This window comes from Latilactobacillus sakei (assembly GCA_002953655.1).
Classification (GTDB): Bacteria; Bacillota; Bacilli; order Lactobacillales; family Lactobacillaceae; genus Latilactobacillus; species Latilactobacillus sakei_A.
In genome coordinates this window covers 897,269-912,808 of sequence record CP025839.1, presented here as the reverse complement: position 1 = coordinate 912,808, position 15,540 = coordinate 897,269, and the positions used below count along the sequence as shown (strand labels likewise).

Annotated in this window: 18 protein-coding genes; 3 read left to right on the top strand and 15 right to left on the bottom strand. The window is 40.4% G+C overall.

The window, feature by feature from the left end; genetic code table 11:
- Position 1 precedes the first annotated feature (1 nt).
- From C0213_04550 to C0213_04540, 3 genes are all read left to right on the top strand, one after another.
- Positions 2-868 (top strand): PTS sugar transporter subunit IIC, encoded by an 867-nt coding sequence (locus tag C0213_04550; GenBank protein ID AUX11703.1) that lies wholly within the window; start codon positions 2-4, stop codon positions 866-868.
- On the top strand, positions 861-1,718 hold the full coding sequence (locus tag C0213_04545; GenBank protein AUX11702.1) for a PTS mannose transporter subunit IIB: 858 nt from the start codon (positions 861-863) through the stop codon (positions 1,716-1,718). The genes C0213_04550 and C0213_04545 overlap by 8 nt, the downstream gene beginning before the upstream one ends.
- Before the next feature lie 67 nt (positions 1,719-1,785).
- On the top strand, positions 1,786-3,384 hold the full coding sequence (locus tag C0213_04540; GenBank protein AUX11701.1) for a glycoside hydrolase family 43 protein: 1,599 nt from the start codon (positions 1,786-1,788) through the stop codon (positions 3,382-3,384).
- 49 nt (positions 3,385-3,433) lie between these two features.
- Here C0213_04540 and C0213_04535 read toward each other — a convergent pair whose 3' ends face one another.
- The 15 genes from C0213_04535 to C0213_04465 all read right to left on the bottom strand — a co-directional run bounded on the left by C0213_04535 (position 3,434) and on the right by C0213_04465 (position 15,529).
- Entirely contained in the window at positions 3,434-3,841 is a 408-nt protein-coding gene (locus C0213_04535; GenBank protein AUX11700.1) for a hypothetical protein, read from the bottom strand.
- Positions 3,838-5,604, bottom strand: coding sequence for a beta-galactosidase (locus C0213_04530; protein AUX11699.1), 1,767 nt, complete (start codon positions 5,602-5,604; stop codon positions 3,838-3,840). The genes C0213_04535 and C0213_04530 overlap by 4 nt, the downstream gene beginning before the upstream one ends.
- A gap of 12 nt (positions 5,605-5,616) precedes the next feature.
- Positions 5,617-6,759, bottom strand: coding sequence for a glucuronyl hydrolase (locus C0213_04525; GenBank protein ID AUX11698.1), 1,143 nt, complete (start codon positions 6,757-6,759; stop codon positions 5,617-5,619).
- A gap of 20 nt (positions 6,760-6,779) precedes the next feature.
- A complete protein-coding gene (locus C0213_04520) occupies positions 6,780-7,259 on the bottom strand; it encodes a PTS mannose/fructose/sorbose transporter subunit IIB (GenBank protein AUX11697.1) in 480 nt (159 codons plus the stop codon).
- A gap of 12 nt (positions 7,260-7,271) precedes the next feature.
- Complete coding sequence (locus C0213_04515; protein AUX11696.1) at positions 7,272-8,072, bottom strand: PTS fructose transporter subunit IID; 801 nt, start codon at positions 8,070-8,072, stop codon at positions 7,272-7,274.
- A complete protein-coding gene (locus C0213_04510; protein ID AUX11695.1) occupies positions 8,065-8,853 on the bottom strand; it encodes a PTS sorbose transporter subunit IIC in 789 nt (262 codons plus the stop codon). Before C0213_04510 ends, C0213_04515 begins: the two co-directional genes overlap by 8 nt.
- Positions 8,854-8,864: 11 nt before the next feature.
- The gene (locus C0213_04505) at positions 8,865-9,569 is read right to left on the bottom strand and encodes a GntR family transcriptional regulator (protein AUX11694.1); all 705 of its coding nucleotides are present in this window, start codon (positions 9,567-9,569) and stop codon (positions 8,865-8,867) included.
- A 170-nt stretch (positions 9,570-9,739) separates the two neighbouring features.
- Complete coding sequence (locus C0213_04500; protein ID AUX11693.1) at positions 9,740-9,997, bottom strand: hypothetical protein; 258 nt, start codon at positions 9,995-9,997, stop codon at positions 9,740-9,742.
- 19 nt (positions 9,998-10,016) lie between these two features.
- Positions 10,017-11,024 carry a 2-keto-3-deoxygluconate permease gene (locus tag C0213_04495; GenBank protein ID AUX11692.1) on the bottom strand — a complete coding sequence of 336 codons (1,008 nt, stop codon included), beginning with the start codon at positions 11,022-11,024 and terminating at the stop codon, positions 10,017-10,019.
- A 244-nt stretch (positions 11,025-11,268) separates the two neighbouring features.
- Complete coding sequence (locus C0213_04490; GenBank protein AUX11691.1) at positions 11,269-11,505, bottom strand: hypothetical protein; 237 nt, start codon at positions 11,503-11,505, stop codon at positions 11,269-11,271.
- Between the two features lie 192 nt (positions 11,506-11,697).
- Entirely contained in the window at positions 11,698-11,934 is a 237-nt protein-coding gene (locus tag C0213_04485) for a hypothetical protein (GenBank protein ID AUX11690.1), read from the bottom strand.
- 98 nt (positions 11,935-12,032) lie between these two features.
- Positions 12,033-12,830, bottom strand: a complete 798-nt coding sequence (locus C0213_04480; protein ID AUX11689.1) for a hypothetical protein — start codon at positions 12,828-12,830, stop codon at positions 12,033-12,035.
- Positions 12,827-13,783: a 2-dehydro-3-deoxygluconokinase gene (locus tag C0213_04475; GenBank protein ID AUX11688.1), complete on the bottom strand. Its 957-nt coding sequence runs from the start codon at positions 13,781-13,783 to the stop codon at positions 12,827-12,829. Before C0213_04475 ends, C0213_04480 begins: the two co-directional genes overlap by 4 nt.
- A gap of 51 nt (positions 13,784-13,834) precedes the next feature.
- The gene (locus tag C0213_04470; protein ID AUX11687.1) at positions 13,835-14,650 is read right to left on the bottom strand and encodes a 2-deoxy-D-gluconate 3-dehydrogenase; all 816 of its coding nucleotides are present in this window, start codon (positions 14,648-14,650) and stop codon (positions 13,835-13,837) included.
- Positions 14,651-14,683: 33 nt separating this feature from the next.
- A complete protein-coding gene (locus C0213_04465) occupies positions 14,684-15,529 on the bottom strand; it encodes a 5-dehydro-4-deoxy-D-glucuronate isomerase (GenBank protein ID AUX11686.1) in 846 nt (281 codons plus the stop codon).
- Positions 15,530-15,540: the final 11 nt, after the last annotated feature.

Below are 15,540 nucleotides of genomic sequence, written 5' to 3'. Positions count from 1 at the left end.
TATGTTAATGAACGCACTCATTGTTGGTTTTGTTGTCGCACTCGCTAAGTTTTTAGATTGGTGGTTTAGTTCTCAACTTTCTCGGCCAATTTTTATCGTTGCTCTACTAGGGATTTTACTTGGTCACCCCACTGAAGGGATTATTCTTGGGGCTCAATTAGAATTAATTTTCCTAGGAAACGTCAATCTCGGTGGCGTTATGCCATCCGATTTTACATTGGGATCCATTTTCGGCGGCGCATTTGCAATGATCTTAGGTTCTAAAATCGAAACCGCAATTGCCTTAGCCGTTCCAATTTCATTATTAGGAACTTTAATCTATACAGTTATGAAAATGGTTATTACATCCCTTGTCCCACGTTTTGAAAAACATATTAAAGATAAAAATATTAAAGCTTTTAATCGACTCTGGTCACTTCAGTTTTGGGGTTTTGAATTAGTTTATTTTCTACTTGGTTTCATTTCAATTATGGTTGGTACTAATGCCATTAAAGCTTTAATTGAAGCTATTCCAACTTGGATTCAAAGCTCAATGACCGTTGCTGCAACTATGTTACCCGCTATCGGGATTGCCTTGCTACTTAAAATGCTTTGGGAAAAGAGCCTCATCCCATTTTACTTCTTAGGATTCGCATTAGGTGCATTCTTCACCTACGACAAAGCAACAGATGGTCGCTTAACTAAAGGTGCAGTTGCATTAACAACTGCGCCAACTAAAATGCTTTCCCTAATTCAAATTGCCTTCATTGGTTTTATTATCGCAGCTCTTGTTGTAATGGCCGAATTACGCCACAACAACAATAATAAACAAACTGCAACCGAAACGGTTGATTCTAACGATGAAAGTGAGGATTTTTTCAATGACTAATCCAACAGAAACAAAAGTATTATCGACTAAACTCGATAAAAAAGAACGTAAGCTACTCTGGAAGCTCTTTTGGCGCAGTAACTATCTTATGTTTTGTGCTAGCTATACCAAACAGCAGGGCATTACTTATTCGTGGGTTATGGAACCCTTCCTAGAGAATATATATGGTAAAGGTACTGACGCGTTCTATGCGGCTATGGCCCGCCATCAAGATTTTTACAATACTAATACCGGAATGAATAACTTCATCGCTGCTTTAACGATTTCAATGGAAGAAGAAAATAAATTAGCGACTGATAACGGTACGCCATTCGATGAAACTTCGATTAGCGCACTTAAAACAGCTTTAATGGGCCCACTTGCCGGTATTGGTGATTCGGTTTATCTTTCAGTTATCCGAGTTGTCGCAACGGGTGTTGCCCTAGGGCTTAGTCAACAAGGAAATATTCTGGGCCCTATCCTCTTCTTAGTCGTTGCTAGTATCCCTAATGCACTGATTCGTTGGTTTGGTGGCGTATTAGGCTATAAATCAGGTGGCGCCTTCATCTCTAAGGCCATGAAGAGCGGTTCTTTCAATGCGATTACTAAAGGTTGTACTGTTTTAGGTTTAATCATGACCGGCGCAATGACAGCACAATTTGTAACCTTTACAACTACCTTCTCACAAAAGATTGGTGGCACCGAATTTAATCTTCAACAAATTTTAGATTCCATTTTACCTGGTCTATTACCACTAACCTTAACAATGCTTTGTTTCGCTTACCTGCGTAAACATAATCGTCCTGTACGCGCATTATTAACTGTCTTTTTAATCGCAATTATCCTAACTGTCTTAGGAATCACTGGTTAATTATTGAATAGACGCTAAAAAGAGGGGCAGTTGCCACCTCTTTTTTAGCATTGATAGGAGCATATTAATGATGAAAACTTTTAAAAATCCAATCCTACCCGGTTTTAATCCCGATGCTTCCGTTGTAAAGGTCGGTCAAGATTACTATCTGGCAACTTCAACGTTTGAATGGCTACCTGGTGTTGAAATCTATCACTCAATTGATCTCATCAATTGGGAATTAGTCAGTTCCCCGCTAGAAAACGACGCCGTTATCGATTTAACGGGTAATTATAATTCCGGTAGTATCTGGGCCCCTCACCTTAGTTACGCCGATAGTCAATTTTGGTTACTCATCACCGATGTTAAAACCGGCACAGCTTTTAAGGACACTTTGAATTATGTTATGTTTGCGCCAGAAATCACCGGTCCCTGGAGTCAGCCGCATTTTGTCACGGCTTCTGGTTTCGATCCCGCCTTTTTCCATGACGACGATGGCAAACATTACCTTATGAGTATGTTATTTGATCATCGCCTCGAAAAGCCCAATTTTGCTGGCCTAGTCATTCAAGAATTTAATGCTGAGACATTAGAATTGACAGGGACACGCCATCATTTCTTTACCGGCACTGATTTAGGCGTTTGCGAGGGGCCTCAGATATTAAAAAAAGACGGCTGGTATTATTTATTATGTGCTGCCGGTGGCACCGGCTATAGTCACGCCGCAACCGTCTGTCGGTCGCGACAAATTATGGGCCCTTATGAACAATCGCCATACCACCCGTTACTAACAACTAAACCTGATCCGACTAACCCCCTTCAAAAAAGTGGGCATGCTTCTTTTATTGAAGTCGCCCCTGATGAATGGTATATCACGCATATTTGCGCTCGCCCGTTAACTGAACGTGGAAATTGCCCATTAGGCCGAGAAACCGCCCTCCAAAAAATCGATTGGATTGATGAGTGGCCCCGACTAACTAATGGCACTATCTTCCCAGATTTAGCAGTGCCAGTCCCATCAATCGCTAAGAATAGTCGTCAAAAAAGCGATTTTAGTACATTCTGTGATTTTAATACAACACAATTACCAAATTATTTTAAAGGACTTCGCCAAGCACCCACTGCTAATCAACGGTGTATCTCACTATCGGATCATCCTGGCTATTTACGACTTTATGGTGAACAAAGTATTACCAGCTTACACCAACAAACACTGATTGCCCGCCGATGGCAACATTTTAACTTCCGTGTAGAAACCGAAATGACCTTTGACCCAACTTCTTTTCAACAACTTGCTGGCTTAGTGCTCTTTTATGACACGGATAATTGGCACTATCTGCAAGTTTCTTACGATGAAGAACGTCATGAAAAAACAATCCAAGTTGAAAGTGATACGATTAATCAATTTGCCTACCATTCCGAACGAATTAGTATCCCCGAACATCAATCAATTCGATTAGCAGTTACAGTTAACCGTAACCAAGCACAATTTTATTATGCGCTTGGCAAACAAGACCTACAGCCAATCGGTGACGTCTTACCCGCAGATCAATTAAGTGATGATTTTATTAAAGCCCATGGTAAATTAGCATTTACCGGCGCAATGGTCGGTATCTGTACGCAAGATCTTGACCACCACGCTTCATTTGCTGATTTTAAATACTTTAATTATGTTGAAAAACATTAAAAAGAGCCAGCCCTTCATCTTACTAGATGTTTGGCTGGCTCTTTTAGTTTTATTCATCGTCTTCAGTTTGGTTACTGAGTTGTTGCTTCACATCATAGGTATTACTAATAGCCGTTTTAATTGCTTGTGTCATTTGATAATCCGCCTGACCAAGATTTAAATAAAGCTCTAAAATCATTGGTAAGTTCAAACTGGCTAAAATTGTGATGCGCTCATCCGTTAAGTAGCGTTCTAGTACAACATTACATGGTGTCCCGCCTGGTAAATCAACGACGATAATCACTTCTTGTGCATCTGGGTTAAGCGCGACTTCAATTTGATCCCCCAATAACGTCTTACTAATTTCACCATCGAAGGTGATGGCCGTTACATTATCATGCCCACCGGCAATCATATCTAAGCTCGTTAAATAACTTTTAGCCAAATCACCATGACTGACTAATATTAATTGTCTCATTCGCTAATCATCCTTTTATCTGTAAATTCTAACTGTGTGATGGGGGTCGTCGTTGTTTCAAAAACAACAATTTCGTTATGGCCAACGTTCAAAAAGTCGCTAGGAACATAGAGCGTTGCAATTGGTCCGACTGACCAGTAACGCCCAATATGATGCCCATTCACCAAGACGATTCCCTTCCCAAAAGCAGCACAGTTTAGATACGTATTCACTGTCTGGTCTAAATCAAAAGTAAATCGATTTAAAGTGGGACCATAATTAGAGAGTTGCTTGGTCCAATCGATATGCGTAATTGATTTAAAATCCAGTGCCCACTGTTGCCAACCAAAATGAAGGTGACGATCAATCACGACCCCGGTCCGGATTCCCTTTTTCTGGGTTGGGGATAATAAACGCGTGCCATAATTAACCCGCCCCATGTTTTCAACTAATATTTCTAGCTGGTTATCTGCTTCCAAAGTTGGCGTTAAATCGGTGCCTAAAGTGGCTTGGTATTGCGTGTCTAACAACTGTTGATTGAGATAAATATCAGCGCGATCGGAGGCGTCAACTAAACGTAATGTCTCAGGTTTTCCCTGACCGTGGACTGTTGTTCGATAGAAAATATAGCCATAACCCGAGCCAATAGCCGGCATTAATTGTGGTGCCAATGAAGTCACTGGTTGCGCTAAATCATCTAACACATCAACTAAACGGACCGTCTTTTGAACGGCGATTGACGGCAATTGTCGCGGTTGGATAGCTCGTTCTTCAGCCACCCCAATCTCACCAGTAACACCCAGCACATGTTGCAACGCCGCAAACTTACCATTTTCAGTACCATCTTCATGTAAAATGGCGTCGTAATCATATGATGTTACTTGCGGTAAATCAACATTATTTCTAGATGAGCACCCGTTCCAAAAACCCCAGTTACTGCCGCCGCGGAACATGTAAAGGTTGAAACTGGCACCAAAATCAACTAATTCTCGTAAATCGTGTTCAAAATCAGCACTTGCTCTTTGCACAACTGGTTCCTGCCAGCGACTAAACCAGCCATCCCAAAATTCCATACACATTAACGGCCATTTCTGATCATGTTGTTCAAAGAATTGTTGTAAAACCGTTAAATTTTCTTTAGCATGGGAGCCAAAATTAGCCGTTGCTAATATACCATCTTCAATCAGACTGCCAGCTTCTAGTGCTTGCAGCCAACTGCCATCAGAAGTAAATAACGGCACATCAACACCATTATTTAGCATTAATTGCTTGATCTGGCGCAAATAAGATTTGTCATTACCAAAAGACCCATATTCATTTTCAACTTGCATCATCAAAATTGGTCCCCCGTGCGTCACTTGCAGTGGTACCAATTCTTGAAATAAACGGTGATAATAAGCTGCTACTTTACTAATAAACAGTGGTGTGTTGGACCGGACAATCATATCTGGATATTTTAGTAACCACGCTGGAAAACCACCAAATTCCCATTCAGCACAAATATACGGACTGGGACGGACAATCACGTAGAGGCCTTCTTCAGCGGCTATTTTAATAAAGCGCTTTAAATCGAGCGCCCCTGAAAAATCAAATTGCTGCTCAACCGGTTCGTGCATATTCCACGGTACATAGGTTTCAATCGTATTTAATCCGGCTGCTTTTGCTTTTTTTAACGTATAGCGCCATTGTCCTGGTGCAATTCTGAAATAATGGATTGCGCCGGCATAAATCTTAAATGGCTGTTGATCCAATAAAAAATCTGTTCCAATTTCAAAAGTCGTCATAAGCCTACCTTCTCACCAATAAGTCTTCCAATCACTTCTTCGCAAGCGCATCAGGGCTTCCATATAGAAATAATCGCCCCATAAGTTAGCTTCATCAACACCTTTATGTTCCGCATAGGCATACACGCCGTGGCGCAAAAGCCCTTCTTCAGTCCCTTGCGTCTCATAATGCATTCCTAATTCATAAAGAATGCCCTTTGCCAATTCAATCCCGTTACTTAAATAGCCTTGTTCCTGCGCTTCAATTAAACCACACGCAACAATCGCAGCGGCCGAACTATCCCGCGGTTCACCATCTTGGGCGGTAAAAATTAAATCCCAATAAGGTATCCCGTCTTCTGGTAACTGCTTAAAATAATATGCTAATAATTTTTGATACAATGCCTGATCATCGCTATCAGGGAAGAACCGATGATGCAAAGGAATCCCTAGTAAAATCCAGGCTTGGCCCCGTGCCCAACACGATTCATCTGAAAAGCCTTGGTGGGTCATCCCTTTAACCGGCGCCCCAGTTTCAGGGTCAAAATAAAAGGTATGATAGGTCGAGTAATCTGACCGCACAATGTTAGCTAAAACCTTTTGATAATGTGCTTGCCCTACTTTTTGATACCGTTCATCGCCTGAAATGCGACTGGCTTCAAACAGCAACGGTAAATTTAGCAAGGAGTCAATAATTAACCGATATTCTTTAGGATCATCTAATGCGCCCCAAGCTTGAATGAAGCCGCCTTTTTCTTGATAGCGACTCATCAACACATCTGCTGCTTGCAAGACTTGCTGTTTAGCTGATGATTGTTGTGTAATCCGATAGCCAGCAAAAGCTGACAATGAATACAAAAAACCAATATCATGATGGTCCAAAACAAAATGCTCACGTAATCGTTGGTCAAAACTACGTAAATGTTCTTGCGCAGTTGCTTTAAATACAGTATCACCCGTTAGTTCATAGGCTTGCCAGACCATTGCCGTCCAAAAGCCGTTGGTCCAATCATCATTTCCTTTAATCCGATATTGCATGTGGGTCGTACAAGCGGATGGAAAATGGTCTGCAAATCTCGGTATTTCCCGTTTGATTTGAGTAACACACTTTTGTAAGTGACTATCAAGCCATTCATCCGTTACCAGTTGCCCTTTCATTAGTAACTTATCAGTCATCAATCATCCTCCTCGTATGACTACTTCAAGAATTGTTTAAAGTCAGTTTCAGGATCATCTGGGACCATTTGAGCAGTCACTAAGACACCTTTAGCCATGATTGCTTCAATATCAGCCCGTTCTTCAGCGGTCAAACTAACCGACTTCTTAACTTGAGTTGTATTATCACGATTAGACATGTTACCGACATTAATTTTATCAATTGGTAAGCCCGCATTGATTAAATTTAAGAGTACTTTGGGACGTCTCACAACTAATAACACGCGTTGATTTTCATATTTACCTGCTTTGATATTCGTGATGGCTTTTTCTTCCGTAATAATTGATGTACTGATGCCAGAAGGCGCTGCCATTCTAAGCACGCTTTTTTGAACATCATCATTGGCGACGTCATTATCAATGACCATAATCCGTGTTGCTCTCAAGCCGGTTGACCAGCGCGTAGCGACCTGCCCATGAATTAACCGATCATCGATTCTAATATTTACAAAACCTTTCATCATAACTGCCTCCTAAGCAAAAACTTTCAAGTTATAGGCTAAAATGCCCACTAGAATTAAAATTAATGTCACCCGTGTCGAATTCATATGTTTCCGACCAAGTAACCAATAAGTGAATAAAACAACTAATGCTGGCGCTAAACCTGGCATGATTTGATCTGCCAAACTTTGAATCGAAATTTTAACGCCACCATTTTTGAATTGATAAACAAACCCAGCTGTAATGACCGATGGAATTAAGGCCCCAATAACGGTCATCCCTAAAACATTAGCGGCACTCGTAATTTTCTTCAGCCGATCGCCCAATGAATTGATTAACTTAACGCCTTCTTTATAACCCATGAAGAAGAAACTACGCATGACAGCCAAACGTAAGAACCCAAACGCAATCCATAGAATTAACGCAAACGGATTCCCCTTTAAAGCCATGTAAGAGGCAATTGAACCGATGATTGTATTGGGAATAACCGCAAATAACGTATCGCCGATTCCGGCTAGTGGGCCCATCATCCCGGTTTTTAATGACGCAACTGCATCTTTAGAAGACTCGCCTTGGCTTTCTTGAATCGCACCATCGACCCCTAAAATAATGGGAGCCATTGAGTTGTTCGTATTGAAAAATTGTAATTCACTGACTGCCACCCGAGCGCCTTCATCGCTAGCACCGTACAAATTATCAATTAATGGATAAATACTGTAATAATAGCCAAGCCCTTGCATTTTTTCGTAGTTCCAGCCCGCTTGTCCAAAGAAATACCAACGCCAAAAGACTTTTTTCATTTCTGGACTTAATTTAATTTGTTCATTATTCATCTTCCATGTCATCTCCGTTTACTGAATTTTCGCCAGTAGCGACTTGTGCACGTGGTGAATCAAAGTTAAAGGCTACTAAAGCCATGGCTAAACCGATCATTGCTGCACCAATCACCGGTACTTTTAGGAAAGCTGCTAAGAAAAAGCCCACTAATAAAAAGGCCATATTTTTTTGAACCGGTAAGTAACGCAACAAAATCGCAATCCCTAAAGCTGGTAAAATACCGCCGGCCGTCTTCAAACCATTCATTAACCACATTGGTAAACTGTCAACAACCCCTTGAACGAATTGTGAACCGAAAACTAATGCTAAGAAAACAGGTAACATTCTCGAGAGGGAAGTTGGAATAATCCCCATTAAATTCATATAAGTCGCTCGTTTCAAATGCTGTTCACTGACTAATGTTTCGGCACGATGTTGAATGAATGTGTTACAAAAACGCGCCAAGACATCTAGTTGAATCATTAATAAGCCAATTGGCACAGCTAAAGTTGCCCCAAATTCTGCGCCTTTACCACTCATAACCGCAAAAGCCGTTCCTAATAACGCGCCCGTCATATAATCGGGCATTGATGAGCCCCCAAAATTTCCAACACCGAGAACTAGTAAATTCAGCGTTCCCCCAACAATTAAGCCGGTTTGAACATCCCCTAAGATTAAACCAGCGAAAAAACCAGCCATTGTCGGTTTAACGGCTCCAAAAGTTGTATTATTGCCATCATAAATTGCAAAACCAGAATAAAGCGTTAATAATAAAATTTGCCACCACTCAATATGCATGTTGTCTCCTCCTAGATTGTTTTAATCTGAAACTCAAAATAATCCCAACGTTTATAACTTTCGACATATTCAATCACCTTATTATCAAAAAGATAACTATGGCGTTTAATAAAAGCTGCAGGCTGGTGCTCGTCTTCTAGCGCCATTAATTTTTGTTCAAGCGCCGGCACTGGAAAGACGATTTCGGTTGTTTCGTCCATATCAATATTAAATAAATCAATCCCACTATCTTCACGAATCCGTTCATAGATTGATGAATAATAGTCCTGATCAAATAATGCTAAATCATTAAAATATTCGCTCAACAGATATGTGTGTTGGACATAAACCGGTAACTGATTAACCATCCGAATTCGCGTAATATGATAATAATCCTGATCATCTTCTAACCGTAGTTCGCTTAAAATTCGCGGTTCATGCTCTTTTTCAATTGAATACACCTGAACTTGTTCATCCGCATCGGTTACTTTTTCGTGATCAAAGAATTTAACAAGCTTTCCCTGTCTAGCCTTTGAAACAAAAGTCCCTTTTCCTTGTTGACGAACCAGTAAGCCTTTTGTCACCAATTCGTTAATCGCCTTGATAACGGTTGCAGAACTAACCGAAAATTTTTCTTTCAATTCCGCTTCGGAATAGAACTTATCGCCTTCCTTAAATTCACCATTTTTCAATTGATACAATAAAAACTGTTCAACTTGCTGATATTTAGGTTTCATTATCAATCTCCTCCACTTAACCGGTTAACCTTATAAGTAAAATATAACGCATGCCGAACGTTTTGTAAACGGTTTATTGATAATAAAATAAAAAATAGACGTTAAGGCAAAAATTAATTTTGCCTTAACGCCTCTTTTGTAGTCTGAACGTATTTTATAAACCATCTCCTCTAAAAATACGTCAACTTCGATACTTCTTCCAATAATTCCTTATAACTCATGTTTTCAACTTTCTTAGCCTTCACCTGGTCAAACATGCCGTTTTCCATTTGATTGAAATTATTGATTAGGTAATAAGCGGTTAAAAAACCAACGAGTTTGTTTTTAGCATTCTTTTCCATTTGATCCTTTTCATTTGGTACCGCAATTGAATCAATGAAATGATAAGCAAATTTTTCGGGATCAATATTTATTTTTTTATTATTCATCATCGTCCCCACTTTCTAATTATCTATTTTTAGCTTCTTGGAACTGATTCTTGTACTTTTCAGGTACAATTGGCAAGCCTTTAGCGCGCGCCCGTCTCTCGAAGTACATCGTCACAATCGGTGTTAAAATTGACGTTACCAACACACTGGTTGCCACAATCGCTGTTGCTGAACTTGCGGTTGATGCAAAACTTGGATTGGTTTCAGCGATTGCATATGGAACGGCAACCGCTGCGCCGGCGGTTGATGAAGCAGCCCAACCGGCAACCCCATCTGAATGGGTGAAGACCCGATCGACAAATGATAAAACAGATCCTGAAACTAAAACGACTGCAAAACCCATGAAAATTCCCATGAAACCTGACTTGAAGATCATACCAAAGTTTAAGCTATAACCCAATGTGAATGCGAAAAATGGGACCATCGCAGGAACAATTGGTTTAAACATTTTTCTGAATTCATGATCGAGTGAGCCTAATGTAATCCCTAGTACAAATGGAATCAACGTTGACACTAATGATTGCCATGGGAAAGCTGCAATTCCGGCAACCCCCATGGTCACCATCGTCATAAATGGCCCAGATTCAATACTGATGAATGGGAACCCCGCAGCATCTTCCTCACGCCCTAACGTTGTCATCAAAGCCATATAAAGACCACCATTGGTTTCATTAAATGATGCAATCACCGCTAAAACTGAAAATCCGGCAAAGAGGCCCCCCTGGACACCTGAACGCGGTAGGAAATGATTAATAATAACACCTAGTAACCCCGCTAACAATACTTTAAAGATTAATAATGATAAGCCTTTTTTTGCGATATAACCTGTTGATTTGAGATCAATTGTAGTGCCAACACTGAAGAAAAACATGAATAAAATAACAGAAGTGCCAACCAAATAATTGCCAGTAAAACCGCCGTAAAATTTATCAACACCCGGCCAAATTGTATTAACAAGGGTTCCTAAAAATAGTGGTACAACCATCATCCCACCAGGTATCTTTTCAATCGTTTTTTTAATCTCCATCATGATGCCCCCAACATATTATTTTGAATTTCAAAAACAAAAAACACTAATTTGATTGTTGGCACCACCCTTCTAAACAAATTTCTTATACGGAAACTTGTTTGCTGATATCAAAATTATAACTTTAATATACACCTCGCAAGCATTCTTTGCAAACGTTTTCAATGACGCATTTAAGCATACAAAAAGCCACGACAAATCATAAATTTGTCGTGGCTTTAATTATTTATTTTGACCTCTTTAATTAATCAAACTTCATCCCATCCAACGCTTTTGCCAACAATTCTCTGTCGGCTTTTTTTAGCATACTGAATTGGCTTGCTTCTAAATCGTTGAATTCTTCAATCAACATATAAGCTGATAAATAACGCTTCAAAGCTGTTTTGCTAGCTCTTGTATCGTCACCTTCTGGTAATGTTGTTCCGCCAACAACAGCGAGTGCAAATTCGTTTGGATCAATCTTCATTTTTTTATCAATCATGACGTAATCCCCTTTTAAATAAGATAATTCAAGTAAGCGTTTACAGGTTTAATATAGCCCCTTTGACAGACTTTCCCAATCATCCATTTTATGATTTAAGTATCAAATATACTGTTATTCTCTTAAACGACAGTCTCCATACCAAAAAGCGCTGCGATTCATTTTACGATTCTCAGCGCTTTTTAGTCCGTGCTAGTCAAATTTTAACGTCTCAAAAGCCTTCATCAATAATTTAAAATCAGGATTTTTAGCAAGCGTAAATTGGCTTGCTTCCAATTCATTAAACTGTTCAATTAAATAATAGGCTGTTAAGTAGCGCTTCAACGCGTCTTTACTGGCACGTGTGTCATCACTAGCAGTAATTGGTGAGCCACCAATCACGGCAAGCGCAAACTCGTTTGGATCAATCTTCATCTTCTTATTCACAATTCATTACCCCACTTTGCCGAATAAAGAAATATGTTACAGATTATCGATTGATTTAGCAATACCCTATTTTAAGAACGATTTAACAGATATACAGATTATTAGGCTAAAACGTCATGCCCAAAACAAGCAATTTCAGTTAAGGCTGGGAAAGTTGATGAGTCTTGATCCTTTTGTAAGTTTGTTAATTTAAGACTTGTGACCGTTCGTTCCGAGAAGCTAAAATTTTGCATTTCACTGACTTTTTGTGGTGCGAGCACTTCTTGGCTACCATCCGAAAAGACAATTGTCATTGCGGTCCAATAACTATCGTGCGGATAATCAGCGCGTAAAACGATACCCACACGATTAAGCACGACTGGGCGGCCAAATTCAAGTGTTAATTCAGCATCATCTTGCTGATCAATTCCCCATGATTGGTACGGATAATTACCATGACTTTCATTAGCCACAAGGCCGTCAATCGCATTTTTAGCGTAAAAAACTGTTTCACCGCGTGTTTCTGCGTTTGCTGACGCGTGTGGGTAGGCACCTGAATCATCGTGTTGATCATGACTATTTTGAGCCACGTTTCTGTCAGCTTGAATCTCGGCGTCTGTTGCTAGGCGGACAGTTGCGTAGTGGTTCTTCCCTAAAAAGGCACCATCAGGATAAGGCCATTCGCGTTGCAAATTAAAGGGGACTTGATACCGCCAGTGTGCCCCAGCAACATAAATTAGTGCGGGTTGCAAACTAGGATCTAATTGCACCATTAAATGGCAAGGTGCTTGGTCACAAATGACTTGATAAGCATCCCCAAAGGTATATTGTGAATGATAATCAAGATACGTTTCGGTTTGCCCGCTGCGTTCTTTGACCACTTTTTGGTTGGCATCTAATAATTGTAGCGTAACTGTCATTTTTGCGCCTCCATGAATTGTTTTAATTGATCGTTTGTTGGATAGCCTTCACTATCGCCGGCACTTTGCACGGCCAACGCCCCAATCGCACAAGCCCGTTTGGCGGCATCAGGCAATGATAGCCCTTCCAATAGTCCGGATATTAAACCAACCGCAAAGCCATCGCCAGCCCCGACAGTATCGACGACGTGGGCAACGTGATAGCCACTAACCGTTATCGATTCGCCTGCTTTGGTTTGAATATAAGCACCGGCTGGTCCTAATTTGACAATCACGGTCTGGGTGATGTCACTTCGGTTCAAATAAAAATCAGCAATCGCCTTCGGATCGCGCGAGCCCATCAATAATTCACCTTCATTGATGCCTGGCAAAATGATAGTCGCTTCCTTAGCAAGCGCATTAAGGGTGGTAATCATTTTTTCTTCCGAAGACCAAAGTGGTTTGCGAATATTCGGATCGAAAGTCGTCGTAATCTGGTTGGCTTGGGCTTTTTCAAAAAGTTTTTGAACCGCCACAAGGCCGTTTTCCGAAATACCAGCCATAATCCCAGAAAGATGAATTAATCCTACCTGACTGAAATCAACCTGATCAATAATCTGTTGATTAAAATGAGCAGCGGCCGAATTCTTCCGGTAGAAATAAACCGCAGGATCACCAGTTGTAACGCGTTGTTTCAAATAAAAGCCCGTCCAATAATCCGGCATTGTTTCGATATATTGCGTATCAATTTGGTTATCTTTAATTTCTTGTTTAATTGAAACTCCGAATGGATCTTCGCCTAATGCAGTTAGATAAGTGGCTTGATGTTTTAGACGTGCTAAACCAATCGCAACGTTCAATTCTGCGCCAGCGATGTAACGTGTAAAATGTTTGGCTGCTTCTAAACTAACATCTGGTTCGTCTGCACTAAAAACCGCCATTGGTTCACCGATTGTTAAAAAGCTTTTTGTCATTGTTCTCACCCACCATAAAAAAAGGCGACCAACTGGCCGCCTTCTAAGTTTTTAACGTACTAAGTAGCCACCATCTACGGCTAAGATATGTCCAGTAACGTAATCTGATGCTTTGCTTGCTAAGAAGACAGCAACGCCCATTAATTCATGTGGTTCTGCCCAGTGTCCAGCAGGAATCCGATCAAGAATTTCTTTATTACGTGCTTTGTCGGCACGAATTGGTGCTGTGTTAGCAGTCTTGATGTAACCAGGTGCAATCGCGTTTACTTGGATGTTGTATTCGCCAAGTTCACTTGCAAATGATTTTGTTAAACCAGCAACACCATGTTTTGAAGCAGTGTATGAAGGAATGAACTTACCACCTTGGAATGATAACATTGAACCAATGTTGATAATCTTACCTGATTTTTGTTTAGCCATTTCTTTAGCAGCGGCCATTGACATGTGGTAAACAGCGTTCAAGTTGATGTTAATCACCATATCCCAATCTTTATCTGATGATTCAAGTAATGGGTTACGACGAATCATACCAGCGTTATTAACTAAGATATCAATGTGACCGAATTTTTCGATAACTGTTTTAACAACTTCTTCAGCAACGCCTTCTTTTGTTAAATCAACATCCATGAATTCAACCTTGCGGCCACGTTTTTCGATCATTGCGCGTGTTTCGTCCCATTCGGCAGTCCCGAATGTTGGGATGAAAATGTCTGCGCCAGCTTCAGCTAATGCAACGGCATAGCCTTGGCCTAAACCAGTATTACCACCAGTCACAACGGCAACTTTACCAGTTAAGTCGAAAAAGTTCATTTTGAATTGATCTAGTGCTGCTTCGTTTGCTTTAATTTCTTCAATTGATTGTGCCATGATTAGGTAAACTCCTTTATATATGGTTAATTTTTATTTTAAGTCGTCCATTGAAACGGCATCCATATCATCATATGTTTGGTTTTCGCCACACATTGCCCAGATGAATGAATAGTTGGTTGTCCCAACACCACAGTGAATTGACCAACTTGGGTTAACAACGGCTTGTTCATTGCCCATCACAATATGTTTTGATTCTTCAGGGGCACCCATGTAGTGGAAAACTTTTGTATCAGGTTCTGAGAATTCGAAGTACATGTATGTTTCCATCCGACGTGCATGGGTGTGCGCTGGCATTGTATTCCATGATGAACCTGGTTCTAAGACTGTGTAGCCCATTTGTAATTGACAAGTATCCATTTGCGTTGCATCGATATACTTGTAAATTGTCCGTTTGTTCATATGTGCTTGATCGCCAATTGGTTTAGCTAAAGCATTGGCAAATGGCAATTTCTTGTTAGGATAGTTTTTGTGGGCTGGTGTTGAAACCACGTAGAATTTAGCAGGATTGTTAATGTCGTCTGATTCAAAGACCACATGTTTGATTCCCATACCGACGTAGTAACCATCGTGTTGAACCATTGATTCTTTTTGACCATCGATTGTGATTGAACCAGCACCACCAATGTTGATAATGCCTAATTCACGGCGTTGTAAGAAATAATCAACACCTAAGTCTTTGTCTAATTTGATTTCAAGTGGTTCAGCAGCAGGTGTGACCCCACCAAAGATCATCCGATCGTTGTAAGTATAAGTTAAGAGAATGTCGCCTGCGTTGAATAATTTTTCAACTAAGAATTGTTCCCGTAATTTTTCGGTTGAATAGTGGCGAATATCTTCCGGGCTGTGTGAGTAGTTTGTTTGCATTGAAAAAGTCATGATAATCCTCC